The 18,964-nt window shown below is 63.1% G+C and carries 17 protein-coding genes; 13 read left to right on the top strand and 4 right to left on the bottom strand.

What is annotated here, in order from left to right; genetic code table 11:
- Positions 1 to 120: 120 nt before the first annotated feature.
- The 3 genes from prpB to AAHK20_RS19730 form a co-directional block, all read right to left on the bottom strand.
- The gene (gene prpB, locus AAHK20_RS19740) at positions 121 to 1,020 is read right to left on the bottom strand and encodes a methylisocitrate lyase (RefSeq protein ID WP_449183190.1); all 900 of its coding nucleotides are present in this window, start codon (positions 1,018 to 1,020) and stop codon (positions 121 to 123) included.
- A complete protein-coding gene (locus AAHK20_RS19735) occupies positions 1,017 to 2,033 on the bottom strand; it encodes an HpcH/HpaI aldolase/citrate lyase family protein (RefSeq protein WP_449183189.1) in 1,017 nt (338 codons plus the stop codon). Before AAHK20_RS19735 ends, prpB begins: the two co-directional genes overlap by 4 nt.
- 309 nt (positions 2,034 to 2,342) lie before the next feature.
- On the bottom strand, positions 2,343 to 3,326 hold the full coding sequence (locus AAHK20_RS19730) for a malate dehydrogenase (protein ID WP_449183188.1): 984 nt from the start codon (positions 3,324 to 3,326) through the stop codon (positions 2,343 to 2,345).
- 451 nt (positions 3,327 to 3,777) lie between these two features.
- On the opposite strand from AAHK20_RS19730, the gene AAHK20_RS19725 reads away from it, so the two are divergent.
- From AAHK20_RS19725 to gltA, 7 genes are all read left to right on the top strand, one after another.
- The gene (locus AAHK20_RS19725; RefSeq protein ID WP_449183187.1) at positions 3,778 to 4,599 is read left to right on the top strand and encodes a GntR family transcriptional regulator; all 822 of its coding nucleotides are present in this window, start codon (positions 3,778 to 3,780) and stop codon (positions 4,597 to 4,599) included.
- A gap of 147 nt (positions 4,600 to 4,746) precedes the next feature.
- On the top strand, positions 4,747 to 5,163 hold the full coding sequence (gene sdhC / locus AAHK20_RS19720; protein ID WP_449183186.1) for a succinate dehydrogenase, cytochrome b556 subunit: 417 nt from the start codon (positions 4,747 to 4,749) through the stop codon (positions 5,161 to 5,163).
- A gap of 3 nt (positions 5,164 to 5,166) precedes the next feature.
- Positions 5,167 to 5,535 (top strand): succinate dehydrogenase, hydrophobic membrane anchor protein, encoded by a 369-nt coding sequence (gene sdhD / locus AAHK20_RS19715; protein WP_449183185.1) that lies wholly within the window; start codon positions 5,167 to 5,169, stop codon positions 5,533 to 5,535.
- 4 nt (positions 5,536 to 5,539) lie between these two features.
- Entirely contained in the window at positions 5,540 to 7,315 is a 1,776-nt protein-coding gene (gene sdhA, locus AAHK20_RS19710) for a succinate dehydrogenase flavoprotein subunit (protein WP_449183184.1), read from the top strand.
- A 91-nt stretch (positions 7,316 to 7,406) separates the two neighbouring features.
- Positions 7,407 to 8,111, top strand: a complete 705-nt coding sequence (locus AAHK20_RS19705) for a succinate dehydrogenase iron-sulfur subunit (protein ID WP_136891923.1) — start codon at positions 7,407 to 7,409, stop codon at positions 8,109 to 8,111.
- 1 nt (position 8,112) lies between these two features.
- Entirely contained in the window at positions 8,113 to 8,385 is a 273-nt protein-coding gene (locus AAHK20_RS19700) for an FAD assembly factor SdhE (protein WP_449183183.1), read from the top strand.
- A 70-nt stretch (positions 8,386 to 8,455) separates the two neighbouring features.
- Positions 8,456 to 9,757: a citrate synthase gene (gene gltA / locus AAHK20_RS19695; RefSeq protein WP_449183182.1), complete on the top strand. Its 1,302-nt coding sequence runs from the start codon at positions 8,456 to 8,458 to the stop codon at positions 9,755 to 9,757.
- A gap of 163 nt (positions 9,758 to 9,920) precedes the next feature.
- On the opposite strand, the gene AAHK20_RS19690 is transcribed toward gltA, so the two are convergent.
- Entirely contained in the window at positions 9,921 to 10,982 is a 1,062-nt protein-coding gene (locus AAHK20_RS19690; protein ID WP_449183181.1) for a helix-turn-helix domain-containing protein, read from the bottom strand.
- A 145-nt stretch (positions 10,983 to 11,127) separates the two neighbouring features.
- Here AAHK20_RS19690 and AAHK20_RS19685 point away from each other — a divergent pair, with 145 nt between their 5' ends.
- The 6 genes from AAHK20_RS19685 to asd all read left to right on the top strand — a co-directional run bounded on the left by AAHK20_RS19685 (position 11,128) and on the right by asd (position 18,899).
- Entirely contained in the window at positions 11,128 to 12,381 is a 1,254-nt protein-coding gene (locus AAHK20_RS19685) for a DUF1479 domain-containing protein (RefSeq protein WP_449183180.1), read from the top strand.
- A gap of 145 nt (positions 12,382 to 12,526) precedes the next feature.
- Positions 12,527 to 13,861 carry an argininosuccinate synthase gene (gene argG, locus AAHK20_RS19680; RefSeq protein ID WP_449183179.1) on the top strand — a complete coding sequence of 445 codons (1,335 nt, stop codon included), beginning with the start codon at positions 12,527 to 12,529 and terminating at the stop codon, positions 13,859 to 13,861.
- Between the two features lie 236 nt (positions 13,862 to 14,097).
- Positions 14,098 to 15,507, top strand: a complete 1,410-nt coding sequence (gene leuC, locus AAHK20_RS19675; RefSeq protein ID WP_449183178.1) for a 3-isopropylmalate dehydratase large subunit — start codon at positions 14,098 to 14,100, stop codon at positions 15,505 to 15,507.
- A gap of 26 nt (positions 15,508 to 15,533) precedes the next feature.
- Positions 15,534 to 16,184 (top strand): 3-isopropylmalate dehydratase small subunit, encoded by a 651-nt coding sequence (gene leuD / locus AAHK20_RS19670; RefSeq protein WP_449183177.1) that lies wholly within the window; start codon positions 15,534 to 15,536, stop codon positions 16,182 to 16,184.
- A gap of 120 nt (positions 16,185 to 16,304) precedes the next feature.
- Entirely contained in the window at positions 16,305 to 17,372 is a 1,068-nt protein-coding gene (gene leuB, locus AAHK20_RS19665) for a 3-isopropylmalate dehydrogenase (RefSeq protein WP_449183176.1), read from the top strand.
- Between the two features lie 405 nt (positions 17,373 to 17,777).
- A complete protein-coding gene (gene asd, locus AAHK20_RS19660) occupies positions 17,778 to 18,899 on the top strand; it encodes an aspartate-semialdehyde dehydrogenase (RefSeq protein WP_449183175.1) in 1,122 nt (373 codons plus the stop codon).
- Positions 18,900 to 18,964 lie beyond the last annotated feature (65 nt).

Raw genomic sequence — 18,964 nt, 5'->3', positions numbered from 1 at the left:
GTCACGCCCGAAAGCGCCACCGATTTCTTCGGCTTGAAGCCGGGCGTGCCTGCCGCGCCGTTGGTTTGCGTAGTCGTCTCGCTCATTGTGTCTCGTTCTCCTTGCGCGGTTATCTCGCTCTTACGCCTTGTCTTTGTTGAACAGCGTGTCGAGCTTCTGCTCGTAGGCGTAGTAACCGATGCTCTGATACAGCTCGTCGCGCGTTTGCATCGTGTCGAGCACAGCCTTTTGCGTGCCGTCGCGGCGAATCGCGCCGTAAACGTTTTCGGCGGCCTTATTCATCGCACGAAATGCGGAGAGCGGGTAAAGCACGAGCGAGACGTCCGCGCCGCGCAATTCCTCGACCGTAAAGAGCGGCGTCGCGCCGAACTCCGTGATGTTCGCCAGGATAGGCACCTTCACGGCCTGCGCGAACTGGCGATACATGCCGAGCTCGGTCATCGCTTCGGGGAAGATCATGTCCGCGCCCGCTTCGACGCAGGCGCTAGCGCGATCGATCGCGGCTTGCAGGCCCTCGACCGCGAGCGCGTCGGTGCGCGCCATGATGACGAAGTTCGGATCGGTGCGCGCGTCGACGGCGGCCTTGATGCGATCGACCATCTCGTCCTGCGAGACGATCGCTTTGCCCGGGCGGTGTCCGCAGCGCTTCGCGCCGACTTGGTCTTCGATATGCATCGCGCCCGCGCCGGCCTTCGTCAACTCCTTGACCGTGCGCGCGATATTGAACGCGGACGGACCGAAACCGGTATCGACGTCGACCAGCAGCGGCAAGTCGCAGACGTTGGTGATGCGGCGCACGTCGGTCAGCACGTCGTCGAGCGTGGAGATGCCGAGATCGGGCAGCCCGAGCGAGCCGGCCGCGACGCCTCCACCGGAGAGATAGATCGCCTTGAAGCCCGCGTGCTTGGCGAGCAGCGCGTGGTTCGCATTGATCGCGCCGACGACTTGCAGCGGCTTTTCAGCGGCGACTGCGGCGCGGAACGCCGCGCCTGCGGATGGGTTCGCCGAGGGGTTCGTCATTGTCCTGTCTCCTTCGTGGTGTCGTCGGGGCCGAAGAGCGGCGCGGTTTCCTGCGGCAGCGGCCGGCCCGTGGCCCGCGCGCGCCGCAGCACCGACCAGTAGTACCGGTAGCTTGCGCGGTCGTGCAGCGTGTCGCCGTGGCGCGTCGGGCCCCACTGCGCCGCTTGCGCCGCGAGCAGGATCTCGGCGGCGGTCGCGATCTCTTCGTCGCGCGGCGCGAACGCGGCCACGATGACGGGAATCTGCGCCGGGTGGATGCTCCACATCCGCGTGTAAGCGAACTCGTTGCGAGCGCGCTCGGCGTCGTTCGCGACGACGCTCATGTCGCGCACCTCGGTGCTCACGTTGTGCGACGGCACCTTGCCGTGCGCGTGACACGCGGCGGCGATCTCGAGCTTCGCGCGGCGCACGAGCGGGTGGTCGAACTGGCCGGGCGAGCGCATCGCCGAATCGGGGATCGCGCCGTTATGAGCGGAGACGAAGTCCATCAGCCCGAAGGAGAGCGCCTCGACAGCGGGCAGCGCCGCGAGCGCGAAGGCTTGCGCGAGCGCGCCATGCGTCTCGATCAGCACTTGGACGGGGATCGGCTTCGCGATCCCGAGTTCACGCCGCGTGGCTTCGATGAACGCGCACATTTCGGCGGCGTCGCCCGCGTTGCGGACTTTCGGCAGCGTGATGTAGGCGGGCGCGCGCGCCGCGCCGCGCAGGATCAGGCGGACGTCGTCGCGCCAGTGCGGGTGATCGAAATCGTGGATGCGCACGCCGACGCGGCCGAATGGATCGTGCTCGCCGCCGACGAGCGACGCGACCAGCTCCGCGTGCTCGGCCTCGCGGCCCACTTCGGCGCCGTCCTCGCAATCGAGCGTGACGTCGAATACCGGCCCAAGCTGTGCCTGCAGCGCCAGCGATTTGAGCATCAGCTTCTCGCTGCCCGCGTAATGGTCGCAGGCAGGCAGGATGGCGGGTGGCGCTTCGCCGTCAAACAGCACAACGGCAGGGAGGAGTGCGCGCATCTTCGGCGTCAGGAGCGTGGGTCGTCGGGAAGAAAACCTGATTCGGGCGAGTTCTGTCGCGCTGGATCGTCGCTTGCGGAATACCGGCTGCCGGCGTCATCGGCGATGAGCAGCGGCCGACGATGAAAACGGCGGGACTGCGCCGTTGTTCGCTGCAACACGCGCTGCAAAACGCGCTCGAATCAGGTGCGAAGACCGGCGTTCGCGGGTCCGCTCGACTCGCAGTTGAGCGGACCTTCGGCGCCTGCCTTCGCAGACAAGTGCCGGAAACGCGTCGAACAGCAACGGTTTCCGGCGCGCATCGGCCTTTTAGCCGAGCAGGTGCTGAACGCCGTCGCGCTCTTCGAGCAGTTCGGCGAGCGTGCCATCCATCTTTTCACGCGAGAAGGCGTCGATTTCCAGACCTTCGATGCGCTTGTACTCGCCGTTTTCGCAGACGACCGGCACGCCGTAGACGATGTCTTCGGGGATGCCGTACGAGCCGTCCGACGGGATGCCCATCGTCACCCACTTGCCGTTCGTGCCGAGCACCCAGTCACGCACGTGGTCGATCGCCGCGTTCGCAGCGGAAGCCGCCGACGACAGGCCGCGCGCTTCGATGATCGCCGCGCCGCGCTTGCCGACGGTCGGGATGAAGGTGTTGCGGTTCCATTCGTCGTCGTTGATCAGCTTCGTGAGCGATTGGCCTTCGACGGTCGCGAAGCGGAAGTCGGGGTACATCGTCGGCGAGTGGTTGCCCCACACGGCGAGCTTTTCGATCGACGCGACGGCCTTGCCCGACTTGGCGGCCAGTTGCGACAGCGCGCGGTTGTGGTCGAGGCGCAGCATGGCGGTGAAGTTCTTCTTCGGCAGATCCGGCGCCGACTTCATTGCGATGTAGGCGTTCGTGTTGGCCGGGTTGCCGACCACCAGCACCTTCACGTCGCGGCTTGCCACTTCATTGAGCGCCTTGCCTTGCACCGTGAAGATCTCGGCGTTGGCCGACAGCAGGTCCTTGCGCTCCATGCCCTTCGAACGCGGACGCGCGCCAACCAGCAGGGCGACGTCGACATCCTTGAAGGCGACTTTCGGGTCGTCGGTGACCACCACGCCCGCGAGCAGCGGGAACGCGCAGTCTTCCAGTTCCATCACGACGCCTTTCACGGCGGCCTGCGCTTGCGGCAGGTCGAGCAGTTGCAGGATGACCGGCTGGTCTTTGCCGAGCAGATCGCCATTGGCGATACGGAACAGCAGCGAGTAACCGATTTGACCTGCGGCGCCGGTGACGGCAACACGCTTTGCGGGCTTAGCCATTGAGAAATCTCCAGGACGATGCGTTGGACGCTAGGGAAAACGCCATTCTATGCGCGTTACGCGAAGCGTGAATGAAGCATGGAGCAACGAAGCTGCGCGATGGGCCCGAGAACCGCGCCGGGCTTGACGCTGCGGCAACGCCGCCATGCCGGATAACCGGTGCCGCGAAGGGAGCGGCGAAGCGGGGAATGGGGATGTTCGAAGGCGGTAACGACGCCTGCCGGAGCGCTCGATGGCGCCGGCGACTGCAGCAGCGCGCGAATCGCAAGACTCATGCTCAAACGTTTCGCGGCTGGCGGGAAGCGCTTCGCACGACCCGCAAACCCTGGCTCGCGTTGGAGTGTAGGAGGGGGGCAACGCAAAGTCAACAGTATCTTATGTCTTATATAAGACATATCTATTGCAGGGAAAAGCCTGGACGCGAAATGGGCGTTTGTGATGAAATGCGCGCATGAATGCGAACCCGGCGAACACAGCGAATCCGAACGGCGCGGCCGGCTCCGGCGCGGCGGCCCCTGGCGGGGCTGGCGACGGCGCGGGCGCGGGTGGCGCGGGCTCGCCGACGTTCAGTCCGCTCTATCAGCAAATCAAAGGGCTCATCACCCAGAGCCTTGAATCGGGCGAATGGAAGCCCGGTGAGATCATTCCGAGCGAGGTCGAACTGGCGGCCCGCTATAAGGTGAGCCAGGGCACGGTGAGGAAGGCGATCGACGAACTCGCCGCCGACAACCTGCTCGTGCGCCGCCAGGGCAAAGGCACGTTTGTTGCGACGCACAACGAAGACCGCGCTCAATTCCGTTTCCTCCGCCTCTTGGCCGACGACGGCGCCGAACATCCCCACATCAGCAAGCTGCTCGAATGCCGGCGCCTGCGCGCGCCGGCCGAGATCGCGCGCCAGCTCGACTTGAAGCCCGCCGATCCCGTGGTTCTTATCAAGCGCCTCCTGCAATTCGATGGCGAAACCACGGTGCTAGACGAGATCTGGCTGCCGGGCGGCGTGTTCCGTGGACTCACGCTCGAGCGCTTAAGCGAGTATAAAGGCCCCCTGTACGCGATGTTCGAGACGGAGTTCGGCACACGGATGATCCGGGCCTCGGAGAAGATCCGCGCGGTGGCGGCCGAGCCGGCGGTAGCCGACCAACTCAGGGTGCCCGCAGGATTTCCTTTGCTCTCTGTCGAGCGGGTGTCCTATACATACGGAGACCGGCCCGTCGAAGTGCGTCGCGGTTGGTATGTCACAACCGGGTATTACTATCAGAACGACTTGAGTTGAGCGGAGCCCGCAGAGCCTTGGTGGAGGCGGGTCTCGGGGCGTCATTGTTGCGCGTGGTGCAAAACTTCGGAGTAGGTTTTCGCTGCGTTGCGATATAAAAAGGCGCTAAAATCGCGGATTAGTGTGACAACATAGTAGGGGTCTAGCATGGCAGAAGCCGTAAAAAAACCAAGGCCGGAGTACCGGAACATTGGTATCGGTCAAATATTGACGGCATATCGTCTCCCGCTAGCGGGGCGCGTGTCGATCTTGCATCGCGTCAGCGGTGCGTTGCTCTTCATATTCCTTCCGTTCCTGCTTTACCTCTTCGATCAAAGCCTCACTTCCGAGCTCAGCTTCGAAGTCTTCAAGGGCTTCCTCTCCAACGTCATCGTCAAGCTCATCACGCTGGTTCTCGCGTGGGCCTTCCTCTTCCACTTCTGCGCCGGCATCCGTCACCTTGTGATGGACACGAACCACAACGCCGTGTCGAAGGAAAAGGGCAAGTCGACCTCGGTCGTCGTCCTCGTCGTGTCGTCGATCCTCACCATCGCCTTCGCGCTCAAACTGTTCGGAGCTTTCTAAAACATGTCAGCCAATAACCGAATCGGCTCGAAGCGCCTGGTCGTCGGCGCGCACTATGGTCTGCGCGACTGGCTCGCGCAACGCGTCACCGCCACGATCATGGCGATCTACACCGTCATCCTGCTCGTCTGGTTTTTTGGCGCGCAAGACTTTTCGTATGACGGCTGGGCGTCGATCTTCGCCACGCAATGGATGAAGCTCGCCACGTTCGTCACGCTGCTCTCGCTCTTCTATCACGCGTGGGTCGGTATTCGCGACATTTGGATGGACTATGTGAAGCCCGTCGGTGTGCGTCTGGTCCTTCAAGCGCTGACGATCGTCTGGCTGCTCGCGTGTGCGGGCTACGCTGCGCAGATTCTCTGGAGAGTGTAAAAGAATGGCTGCAATCAAGAATTCTCTGCCGCGTCGCCGCTTCGACGTGGTCATCGTCGGCGCGGGCGGCTCGGGGATGCGCGCTTCGCTGCAATTGGCGCGCGCCGGCCTGTCGGTCTGCGTGCTGTCCAAAGTGTTCCCGACGCGCTCGCACACGGTCGCCGCGCAAGGCGGCATCGGCGCTTCGCTCGGCAACATGAGCGAAGACAACTGGCACTACCACTTCTACGACACGATCAAGGGCTCCGACTGGCTCGGCGACCAGGACGCGATCGAGTTCATGTGCCGTGAAGCGCCGCACGCGGTCTACGAACTGGAGCACATGGGCATGCCGTTTGACCGCAATGCGGACGGCACGATCTATCAGCGCCCGTTCGGCGGCCACACCGCGAACTACGGCGAAAAGCCCGTGCAGCGCGCGTGCGCGGCGGCTGACCGTACGGGTCACGCGCTGCTGCACACGCTGTATCAGCAGAACGTCGCGGCGAAGACGCAGTTCTTCGTCGAATGGATGGCGCTGGATCTGATCCGCGACGCCGATGGCGACGTGCTTGGCGTGACCGCGCTCGAAATGGAAACGGGCGACGTCTACATCCTCGAAGGCAAGACCACGCTATTCGCCACGGGCGGCGCGGGCCGGATCTTCGCGGCGTCGACCAACGCGTTCATCAACACGGGCGACGGCCTCGGCATGGCGGCGCGCTCGGGCATCGCGCTGCAAGACATGGAGTTCTGGCAGTTCCACCCGACCGGCGTGGCCGGCGCGGGCGTGCTGATCACCGAAGGCGTGCGCGGCGAAGGCGGCATTCTGCGCAACTCGGACGGCGAGCGCTTCATGGAGCGTTACGCGCCGACGCTGAAGGATCTGGCGCCGCGCGACTTCGTCTCGCGCTCGATGGACCAGGAAATCAAGGAAGGCCGCGGCGTGGGTCCGAACAAGGATCACGTGCTGCTCGACCTGTCGCACATCGGCGCCGAGACGATCATGAAGCGTCTCCCGTCGATCCGCGAAATCGCGATGCGCTTCGCGAACGTCGATCCGATCAAAGAGCCGATCCCGGTCGTGCCGACCATCCACTATCAGATGGGTGGAATTCCGACGAACATCAATGGCCAGGTCGTGGGCACGTCGAAGGGTCACGAAGATCCGGTCAACGGCTTCTACGCGGTCGGCGAGTGCTCGTGCGTGTCGGTGCACGGCGCGAACCGCCTCGGCACGAACTCGCTGCTCGATTTGGTGGTGTTCGGCCGCGCGGCCGGCAACCACATCATCAAGCACGTCAAGGAAATCAAGGAGCACAAGCCGCTGCCGGCCGATGCCGCCGATTTCGCGCTGTCGCGCCTCGACAAGCTCGAGAAGTCGAGCTCGGGCGAGTACACGCAAGCGATCGCCAACGACATCCGCACGAACATGCAGGCGCATGCCGGCGTGTTCCGCAACTCGCAGCTGCTCGCCGAAGGCGTCGAGAAGATCAACGAGCTCAAGGAGCGCGTCGATCACGTGCATCTGAAGGACAAGTCGAAGGTGTTCAACACCGCGCGCGTCGAAGCGCTCGAGCTGGCGAACCTGATCGAAGTGGCGCGCGCGACGATGGTGTCGGCGGAAGCCCGCAAGGAAAGCCGCGGCGCCCACGCGCACAACGACTACGAGCATCGCGACGACGAAAACTGGCTGCGCCACACGCTGTGGTTCAGCGAGGGCGATCGCCTCGACTACAAGCCGGTGCACATGAAGCCGCTGACAGTCGAATCGGTGCCGCCGAAGCCGCGTACGTTCTAAGCGCTTTCCTCGTACCTGATGCTTGACGCCGGAGCTCGCTAGAAAGAGCCGGCCCGGCGGAATCCTAGAGAGCCAAATAAAGGACTCTGAAATGGCAAAACGTATTTTTGAAATCTACCGCTACGATCCGGACAAGGATGCGGCCCCGCGCATGCAGACGTACGAAATCGAAATCGATTCGCACGAGCGCATGCTTCTCGACGCGCTGGTCAAGCTGAAGGCGCTCGACGAAACGTTGTCGTTCCGCCGCTCGTGCCGCGAAGGCGTGTGCGGTTCGGACGCGATGAACATCAACGGCAAGAACGGCCTCGCGTGCCTGACGAACCTGAACGACTTGCCGCAGAAGATCGTGCTGCGTCCGCTGCCGGGTCTGCCCGTCGTGCGCGACCTCATTTGCGACTTCACGCAGTTCTTCAACCAGTACCACTCGATCAAGCCGTACCTGATCAACGACACGCCGCCGCCCGAGAAAGAGCGCCTGCAGTCGCCGGAAGAGCGTGACGAGCTGGATGGTCTGTACGAGTGTATTCTGTGCGCTAGCTGCTCCACGTCGTGCCCGAGCTTCTGGTGGAACCCGGACAAGTTCGTCGGTCCCGCCGGCTTGCTGCAAGCTTATCGCTTCATCGCGGACAGCCGCGACGAGGCGACCGGCGAGCGTCTCGACAACCTTGAAGATCCGTACCGTCTGTTCCGTTGCCATACGATCATGAACTGCGTCGACGTGTGCCCGAAGGGCCTGAACCCGACGAAGGCGATCGGCAAAATCAAGGAATTGATGGTGCGCCGCGCGGTCTGAGATGGACAGTACTTCGCATCAATCCGACCCGCTTCGCCGGGCGCGCCTTCGCTGGCGCGCCCGGCGCGGGCTGCTGGAAAACGATCTCATCTTCGAGCGTTTCTTCAGCCGATATGAGCATGATCTCAGCGACGACGACGTAGGCGCGCTCACGCGCCTGCTCGAGCTGAGCGATAACGACCTGATGGACTTGCTTCTCTCGCGCAAGGAACCGGATGGCGACCTTGCCGGACCGGATGTAAGCCGGATCTTGGGGCTGTTGCGCGCTGTTTGAGCGCCGTCTGTTAGCGGCGCCGCGTGCAATTTATCGAAAACCCGTAATAAAACCTTCGATTGAGGATGCTATGACCCCGTCAGAAGTTAAAGCCACGCTATCGTTCAGCGATAATTCGCCCAGCGTCGAAATGCCGATCTACAAGGGCACGATGGGCCCGGATGTGATCGACATCCGCAAGCTCTACGGCCAAACCGGCAAGTTCACGTACGACCCGGGCTTTATGTCGACGGCGTCGTGCAACTCGGCGATCACTTACATTGACGGCGACAAGGGCGAGCTGCTTTACCGCGGCTATCCGATCGACAACCTCGCGCAAAACGCCGACTTCCTCGAGACTTGCTACCTGCTTCTGAATGGCGAGCTGCCGAACGCCGCACAGAAGAAGGAGTTCGTGGAAACCGTCACGAAGCACACGATGGTTCACGAGCAGATGCAGTTCTTCTTCCGCGGCTTCCGTCGCGATTCGCATCCGATGGCGATTCTCGTCGCATCGGTCGGCGCGCTGTCGGCGTTCTATCACGACTCGCTCGACATCAATAACCCGCGTCACCGCGATATCTCGGCGATCCGCATGATCGCGAAGCTGCCGACGCTCGTGGCGATGGCGTACAAGTACAGCATCGGCCAGCCGTTCGTCTATCCGAAGAACGAACTGTCGTACAGCGCGAACTTCATGCACATGATGTTCTCGAACCCGTGCGAAGAGTACAAGGTCAACGACGTGCTCGTGCGCGCGCTCGACCGTATCCTGATCCTGCACGCCGACCACGAGCAGAACGCGTCGACCTCGACGGTTCGCTTGGCTGGCTCGTCGGGCGCGAACCCGTTCGCGTGTATCGCGGCTGGTATCGCGTGTCTGTGGGGCCCGGCGCACGGCGGCGCAAACGAAGCCGCGCTGAACATGCTCGAAGAGATCGGCTCGGTCGACAACATCCCCGAATTCATCAAGCAAGTGAAGGACAAGAATTCGGGTGTGAAGCTGATGGGCTTCGGTCACCGCGTGTACAAGAACTACGATCCGCGCGCGAAGCTGATGCGCGAAACGTGCCACGAAGTGCTCGAAGAACTGGGCCTGCACGACGATCCGCTGTTCAAGCTCGCGATGCAGCTCGAAAAGATCGCGCTCGAAGACGAATACTTCGTGTCGCGCAAGCTGTACCCGAACGTCGACTTCTACTCGGGTATCGTGCAGCGCGCGCTGGGCATCCCGACCTCGATGTTCACCTGCATCTTCGCGATGGCGCGCACGGTGGGCTGGATCGCACAGTGGAACGAAATGATCTCGGAAGCCGAGCAGAAGATCGGCCGTCCGCGTCAGTTGTTCATCGGCGAAACGGCGCGCACGGCGAAGCCGCTGGCACAGCGTTGATGTGCTGCTGAGCGAGCGACGAGCGCACGATTGAGTCGGGCGCTCGCGCGAAGCTCGGCTAGGACGCAGGGCCTATGAAAACACCCCAATGGCGAGAGCCGTTGGGGTGTTTTGCTTTTAAGTGCTGCGTGGAGCGCTCCGCTAATGGCCGCGCTCAGCAGCGCTAGCTCGGACGACGCCTTGCACTGCGCCGCTCCAGCGACGGCGGCCTCACATCGAGCATCTGTGGCTGCTCGGCGGCATCAGGGGCGCGTCCATGCGTCTCGAAGAAATGGCGATAGTCGCGCGGAGTCATCCCGCGCGCCGCAAGAAACTGCCGATTGAAATTCGCGAGAGACGGGTAGCCCGACTTCGTTGCGATCAGCGAGATCGGCCATTCGGTGTCGGTGAGTTGCCGCGCCGCGTAGCTGATGCGCAGGCGGATCAGATAGCGGCCGACGCTTTCCCCGGTATGCCGCAAGAAATGACGATGCAATGTCCGTTCGGACATGCTGGCGGCCGCGCACAGTTCGGCGATGCGCAGCGGCTCGTGAAAGCGCCGGTCGAGCAGGTCGAACACCCGGTTCAGACGTTCGGCTTCGGACCGGATGGCCGTTTCCGTTGTCGCGTCGTCACCGCGCCTTGCCGCGCTGTCGGCATCGTTCCGATGCTGGCGTTGGCCTTTTGCGTCGGCAGGCACCTGTGCGGCGCGTGTGTCCTTGCGTCCGGCGGCGTGCGCGGATGGCGTCGCGAGCGGGGTCGCTCCGGCTTCCGCGAGTTCGGCGAGCGCGTCGAGTACGGCAAAGAGGCGCACGCGCGGCGATGCGTGCAGCAGGTCAGGAAGCCGCGCGCGCATTTGAGCGGCCGCGGTGGCGTCGAATTGCAGCCCGGGCGCGCCGCGCCGCAGCAGCTTGCGCAGTGACGCGAACTCCGGACAGCAGTCAGCGACGCGGCGTGCCCAATCCCCGCTGAACCAGACGACGACGGCAATTTGCGGCTCGCGGCTGTCGATGCTTTCCGTCGACGACCACGTATGCGGCAGATCGGGCGGTACCAGGACGAGGTCGTCGGCCGCATAGTCGGCGATATGGTCGCCGATGAAGCGCCGGCCGCGGCTGTTCATCGTCAGCGTCAACTCGTATTCCGGGTGATGGTGCCACTCGAACGGGATGCGCTTGATCTTCCGGTGGTAGACGCGCACCGAGCAGCCTTCTGCAAGCGTGACGCGTTCGAACTGAGGCTTCATTTAGCTGACTTGTCGGGTGGCAGAAGAAGGTGTGAAGTGAGTGCACTCGCTGTCTGAATTCTATCGATCGTTGGCTGAATCGTATCTCTGTCGATGGCTGCGTCAGCCTACGCTGTCGATACACCATTCGACAGAGGAGACATCCATGCCACTCATCATCGACGATATCCCCCGCGCCATTCGCGAGGTCAAGCAGCAACTGCGCGGCGATTTGCCGAGCTACGCGCGCGTGTTTCGCGAGGTCGAAGGCGCAGTCGCGGCGCAGGTCGAAGCGATCCGCAGCGATCGCGCGCGCGGCGTCGACGTGATTCCCGTTCTGGACTACGCCGCGATGGCGGCGGGTGACGTCGATCCGCGCAAGATCGAGCAGATCCGCACGCGCGGTGCGTGCGTCGTGCGCGGCGTGTTCGACCGTCTGCAAGCGGCGGACTGGAACGACGAAATCGCCGATTACCTGGCATCGAATCGATTCGACGACCGGCTCGCCAATCGCGCCGAAGATCAGTATTTCGGAACGCTCGCTTCGAGCAAGCCGCAGATCTATGGCGTGTACTGGTCGAAGCCGCAAGTCGCCGCGCGCCAGTCGGTCGAGCTGACGCATACGCGCGTGTTCCTGAACCGCTTGTGGCGTGCGCAGAGCGAAGGTCGGCGCCACTTCGACCCCGATCGCGTGCCGGTCTATGCCGACCGTATTCGCCGTCGTCCGCCCGGTTCCGCCACGCTCGGGCTGTCGCCGCACGTCGACGGCGGCTCGATCGAGCGCTGGCTCGACCCGAACTTCCGGCGCGTCTACCGGCACGTGCTGTCGGGAAACTGGCGCGAGTACGATCCGTTCGATGCCGCATACCGTCCCGATGTCGAAGAGATTCCGTCGCCGGCCGTGTGCTCGATGTTCCGCACGTTCCAGGGCTGGACCGCGCTGACGCCGCAGGGGCCCGGCGACGGCACGCTGCAGCTCGTGCCGATGGCGAACGCGATGGCCTACGTGGTGTTGCGGGCGCTGCAAGACGACGTGCCCGAGGACGAGCTGTGCGGCGCGCAGCCCGCGCGTGCGCTGTCGATCCGTCCGGAATGGCACGGCTTGCTGCTCGACGCGGTCACGCCGATTCCGCATATGGAGCCGGGCGACGCCGTGTTCTGGCATAGCGACGTCGTGCATTCGGTTGAGGACGCGCACCGCGGCAGCGGCTACAGCAACGTGATGTACATCGCGTCGGCGCCGTGGTGCGCGAAGAACGAGGCCTACCTGAAGCGCCAGTTGCCGAGCTTTCTGCGCGGCGAGAGCCCTCCCGATTTTCCCGCCGATCACTTCGAGACGGACTTCATGGGACGCGCGCAAGAGAGAGACTTGAGCACGCTCGGCCGGGAACAAATAGGGCTTGCTTCACCAGGTTGTTAAAATGGCGGGAGTTCCGGTATGTCACTCAGGGTGCGCTCGCTGCCGAAAGGGCGTGCCCGGCTCCATGAGGGCTTGCCTCGATACCGGGTCGTGTTGAATACTTCAACGCGAACTTTCTCCTGACCTCCATTAAACGGTTTTCCTCATGAGCACCATTCTTCCGAATCTTCCGGCCGGTCAAAAGGTCGGTATCGCGTTCTCCGGCGGCCTCGACACCAGTGCGGCGCTGCACTGGATGAAACTCAAAGGGGCCGTCCCGTACGCCTACACCGCGAATCTCGGGCAGCCGGACGAGGATGACTACGATTCGATTCCCAAGCGCGCGCTCGAGTACGGCGCGGAAGGCGCACGCCTGATCGATTGCCGCGCGCAACTGGTGGCGGAGGGCATTGCGGCGCTGCAAAGCGGCGCGTTCCACATCTCCACTGCCGGCGTCACGTACTTCAACACGACGCCGATCGGCCGCGCAGTCACGGGCACGATGCTCGTCGCCGCGATGAAGGAAGACGGCGTCAACATCTGGGGCGACGGCAGCACCTACAAGGGCAACGACATCGAGCGCTTCTATCGCTACGGTCTGCTCGTGAACCCGGACCTCAAAATCTACAAGCCGTGGCTCGACCAGACGTTCATCGACGAGCTGGGCGGTCGCGCCGAAATGTCGGAGTTCATGCGCCGCTCGGGCTTCGCGTACAAGATGTCGGCCGAAAAGGCTTACTCGACCGATTCGAACCTGCTCGGCGCGACGCACGAAGCCAAGGACCTCGAAAGCCTCAACAGCGGCATCAAGATCGTGCAACCGATCATGGGCGTCGCGTTCTGGCGCGAAGACGTACCGGTCAAGCATGAGGAAGTGACGATCCGCTTCGACGCGGGCCAACCGGTCGCGCTGAACGGCGTCGAGTTTTCCGATCCAGTCGAACTGCTGCTGGAAGCGAACCGTATCGGCGGCCGTCATGGCCTCGGCATGAGCGACCAGATCGAGAACCGCATCATCGAGGCGAAGAGCCGCGGCATCTACGAGGCTCCGGGTCTTGCGTTGCTGTACATCGCCTATGAGCGCCTCGTCACCGGCATTCATAACGAAGACACGATCGAGCAGTACCGCGAAAATGGCCGCCGCCTCGGCCGCCTGCTGTACCAGGGCCGCTGGTTCGATTCGCAAGCGATCATGCTGCGCGAAACGGCCCAACGCTGGGTGGCGCGTGCGGTGACGGGCGAAGTGACCGTCGAGCTGCGCCGCGGCAACGACTATTCGATCCTGAACACAACTTCGCCGAACCTGACGTATCAGCCGGAACGTCTGTCGATGGAGAAGGTCGCTTCGACGTTCTCGCCGAGCGACCGCATCGGCCAGCTGACGATGCGCAACCTCGACATCAGCGATACGCGCGACAAGCTGCGCATCTACGCGAATGCGGGCTTGCTGACGCCGGGTGAGGCGTCCGCGCTGCCGCAACTGAAGGGCGATAACGAGTAAGTCCGTTGGACTTCTGATTGGATACGGAGCTGCCTCCGTATCCAATCCAGGCGCAATCAAACGACTAAAAAGCGCCGCACCGTTTGCCTGGCAGTCGCGATCCAGGTACCGCGACTACCACCATAACTCCCTGTTTTTAATCGCTTTTTTGCGAATCCTATGGTGCCGGACGGGCACTATGCGTGGCATAATCGACCGCACCGGGATTGCCCGATGTCACTACTACCCCGCATACCATGGCACAGACTCTCTACGACAAATTGTGGAATTCGCACGTCGTCCACACGGAAGAAGACGGCACGACCCTGCTCTACATCGACCGTCATCTGCTGCATGAAGTCACCAGCCCGCAGGCATTCGAAGGTCTGAAGCTGAGTGAGCGCCCGGTGTGGCGCATCAGCGCGAACCTCGCGGTGTCGGACCACAACGTACCCACCACCGACCGTAGCCACGGCATCGCAGATCCCGTCTCGAAGCTGCAAGTCGATACGCTCGATTCGAACTGCGATTCCTACGGCATCACGCAGTTCAAGATGAACGACCTGCGCCAGGGCATCGTTCACATCATCGGGCCGGAGCAGGGCGCGACGCTGCCGGGCATGACGATCGTCTGCGGCGATTCGCACACCTCCACGCATGGCGCGTTCGGCGCGCTCGCGCATGGCATCGGCACCTCGGAAGTCGAGCACGTGCTCGCCACGCAAACGCTCTTGCAAAAGAAGAGCAAGAACATGCTCGTGAAGGTCGAAGGCCAGCTGCCGCGCGGCTGCACGGCAAAAGACATCGTGCTCGCGATCATCGGCAAGATCGGCACCGCGGGCGGCACGGGCTACGCGATCGAATTCGGCGGCTCGACGATCCGCGCGCTGTCGATGGAAGGCCGCATGACGGTCTGCAACATGGCGATCGAAGCCGGCGCGCGCGCAGGCATGGTCGCTGTCGACGACACCACCGTCGAATACCTGAAGGGCCGTCCGTTCACGCCGACGGGCGTCGAGTGGGATCAGGCAGTCACGTACTGGAAGCAGTTCGCCACCGACCCCGGCGCGACGTTCGATCGCGTGGTCGAGTTGAATGCCGCCGAGATCGTGCCGCAAGTCACGTGGGGCACGTCGCCGGAAATGGTGACGTCGATCGACAGCCGCGTGCCGGATCCTGAGAAGGAAAAAGACCCGGTCAAGCGCGACGCGATGGAGCGCGCGCTGCAATACATGGCGCTCGAACCGAATCTGCCGATCGAATCGATCAAGCCGGACAAGATCTTCATCGGCTCGTGCACGAACGCGCGCATCGAAGACTTGCGCGCCGCCGCTTATGTCGTGAAGAAGCTGGGCCGCCGCGTCGCGCCGAACATCCGGCTGGCGATGGTCGTGCCGGGTTCGGGTCTCGTGAAGGCGCAGGCCGAGCGCGAAGGGCTCGACAAGGTGTTCACGGACGCCGGCTTCGAATGGCGCGAGCCGGGCTGCTCGATGTGCCTCGCGATGAACGCCGACCGGCTCGAACCGGGCGAGCGCTGCGCGTCCACGTCGAACCGCAATTTCGAAGGGCGTCAGGGGGCTGGCGGCCGCACGCACTTGGTGAGCCCGGCGATGGCCGCGGCGGCGGCGATCGAAGGCCACTTCGTCGATATCCGCAAGTTGGGTTGATGGCAATACGAGTCGAGTGATAGATCATGGATAAATTCGTTGTGCACACGGGCCTTGTTGCGCCCCTCGATCGCGAGAACGTCGATACCGATGCGATCATCCCGAAGCAGTTTCTGAAGTCGATCAAGCGCACGGGCTTCGGTCCGAACGCGTTCGACGAGTGGCGCTACCTGGACCACGGCGAGCCGGGCCAGGACAACTCGAAGCGTCCGCTCAACCCGGACTTCGTGCTGAATCAGCCGCGCTATCAGGGCGCATCGGTGCTGCTCGCTCGCAAGAACTTCGGCTGCGGCAGCTCGCGCGAACACGCGCCGTGGGCGCTTCAGCAATACGGCTTCCGCGCGCTGATCGCGCCTAGCTTCGCAGATATTTTCTACAACAACTGCTTCAAGAACGGCGTCTTGCCGATCGTGCTGACCGAGCAGCAAGTCGATCATCTGTTCAACGAAACCTACGCGTTCAACGGCTATCAGCTGACCGTCGATCTTGATGCGCAAGTCGTACGCGCGCCGGACGGCCGTGAATATCCGTTCGAAGTCGCGGCGTTCCGCAAGTACTGCCTGCTGAACGGTTTCGACGATATCGGCCTCACGCTGCGTCACGCGGACAAAATCCGCGAGTTCGAAGCCGAGCGGCTTGCAAAGCAGCCGTGGCTCAACCATCGGATCGTCGGCTGACGTCATCCAAGCGCACGGCGCGCCGCATGGCTCGCCGTGCCGCGCCCACGAATGTGCCGGGCCCGTGATGCCCGGCGCGTTCGCCGCAACGAACTCACTACAGACAAAAGGAAAACGCACATGAAGATCGCAGTGCTGCCCGGCGACGGCATCGGCCCGGAAATCGTCAACGAAGCGGTCAAGGTGCTCAACGCCCTTGGCGAAAAGTTCGAAATGGAAGAGGCGCCGGTCGGCGGCGCGGGTTACGCGGCCAAGGGCCATCCGCTGCCGGAATCGACGCTCGCGCTCGCGAAGGAAGCCGACGCGATCCTGTTCGGCGCGGTCGGCGACTGGAAGTACGATTCGCTCGAGCGCGCGCTGCGTCCCGAGCAGGCGATTCTCGGTCTGCGCAAGCATCTGCAGCTGTTCGCGAATTTCCGCCCGGCGATCTGCTATCCGCAATTGACGGATGCGTCGTCGCTGAAGGCTGAGATCGTGTCGGGCCTCGACATCCTGATCGTGCGCGAGCTGAACGGCGACATCTACTTCGGCCAGCCGCGCGGCGTCCGCCAATCGCCGGACGGTGTGTTCGAAGGCGCGAAGGAAGGCTTCGACACGATGCGCTATTCGGAGCCTGAAGTGCGCCGCATCGCGCACGTCGCGTTCCAGGCGGCGCAAAAGCGCGGCAAGAAGCTGACGTCGGTCGATAAGGCGAACGTGCTCGAAACGTCGCAGTTCTGGCGTGACGTGATGATCGACGTGTCGAAGGAATACGCGGACGTCGAGCTCTCGCACATGTATGTCGACAACGCGGCCATGCAGCTCGTGAAGGCGCCGAAGGCGTTCGACGTGATCGTCACGGGCAATATGTTCGGCGACATCCTGTCGGACGAGGCCGCGATGCTCACGGGCTCGATCGGCATGCTGCCGTCCGCTTCGCTCGATGCGAACAACAAGGGCTTGTACGAGCCGTCGCACGGCTCGGCGCCGGACATCGCGGGCAAGGGCGTGGCCAATCCGCTCGCGACGATTCTGTCGGCGGCGATGATGCTGCGCTATTCGCTGAACCGCGCCGAGCAGGCCGATCGTATCGAGAGCGCGGTGAAGAAGGTGCTGGAGCAGGGCTACCGCACCGGCGATATCGCGACGCCGGGCTGCAAGCAGGTCGGCACGGCGGCGATGGGCGACGCGGTGCTCGCGGCGCTGTAAGTATTAGGGGCGCCAAGCCAGAGCGCCCGGCCTGCAGTCCCTAAAGCGTAGTCAGACGCCTGAAGGACTGCGCATCAATCAGCGAACGGACCGCCTGACAAAGCGGTCCGTTCGCGCGAAATACGCTATACAGGGCATGACTTTACGCAAACGTCACGTTTTGCGACGAGTCGCCCAAACCAAGTTTTCGTGTATATTGTCGCGATGGCGCAGATTTCCAAAATCTCTTCGATTGCAAAACTCCACGGCGAAACGGCCTGTGCGAGCGCATTCGCCATTACCGTCATTAAATCGATTACCCGTAAAACGATCACGAAAAGCTGATCGTCCGTCGTGCCCGCTCGTCTTCCCCGCGCGGTCACGCCGGGCAAAGTTGCGGGGAAGCGTCCACTCCAAGGGTTAGTCATGAACGTAGGTCTCGTAGGTTGGCGCGGCATGGTCGGCAGCGTCCTGATGCAACGTATGCAAGAGGAACGCGATTTCGATCTGATCGAACCGGTGTTCTTCAGCACCAGCAACGCGGGCGGCAATGCGCCGTCGTTCGCGAAGAACGAGACCAAGCTCAAAGACGCGTCGAGCATCGACGACCTCAAGAAGTGCGACGTCATCATCACCTGCCAGGGCGGCGACTACACGAACGAAGTCTTCCCGAAGCTGCGCGCGGCGGGCTGGAACGGCTACTGGATCGATGCGGCTTCGTCGCTGCGCATGAAGGACGATGCGGTCATCGTGCTCGATCCGGTGAACCTGGATGTGATCAAGGACGCGCTTGTCAAGGGCACGAAGAATTTCATCGGCGGCAACTGCACGGTCAGCCTGATGTTGATGGCGCTCGGCGGCTTGTTCCGCGAAAACCTCGTCGACTGGATCACGGCGATGACGTATCAGGCCGCATCGGGTGCGGGCGCGCAGAACATGCGCGAGCTGCTCTCCCAGATGGGCACGCTGCACGGCTCGGTCAAGGAAGAGCTGGCTAATCCCTCGTCGGCGATTCTCGACATCGACCGCAAAGTGCTCGCCGCCATGAACGGCGACAACATGCCGATCGACAACTTCGGCGTGCCGCTCGCAGGCTCGCTGATTCCGTGGATCGACAAGGATCTCGGCAACGGCATGTCGAAGGAAGAGTGGAAGGGCGGCGCCGAAGCGAACAAGATTCTTGGCAAGCCGGCGATGGGTACGCCCGGTTGCGTGCCGGTCGATGGCCTGTGTGTGCGGATTGGCGCGATGCGCTGCCACTCGCAGGCGCTTACGATCAAGCTGACGAAGGATGTGCCGCTCGACGAAGTCGACAGCATCCTCGCGTCGGCCAACGATTGGGTGAAGGTCGTGCCGAACACGCGTGAAGCGTCGATGCGCGATCTGTCGCCGGCCGTCGTGACGGGTACGCTGACGGTGCCGGTCGGCCGCGTGCGCAAGCTTGCGATGGGTGGCGAATATCTGTCGGCGTTCACTGTCGGCGATCAGCTGCTGTGGGGCGCCGCCGAACCGCTGCGCCGTATGCTTCGCATTCTGCTCGACAAGTAAAGTAAACTACGCGCTCAAGACGCGTAGAAAACCAAAAGCGTCGCGTATCCCGCGGCGCTTTTTTC

The organism is Trinickia camelliae (genome assembly GCF_053525655.1).
Note: the sequence above shows the minus strand (reverse complement) of the source record. Positions and strands in the feature narration are given on the sequence as shown.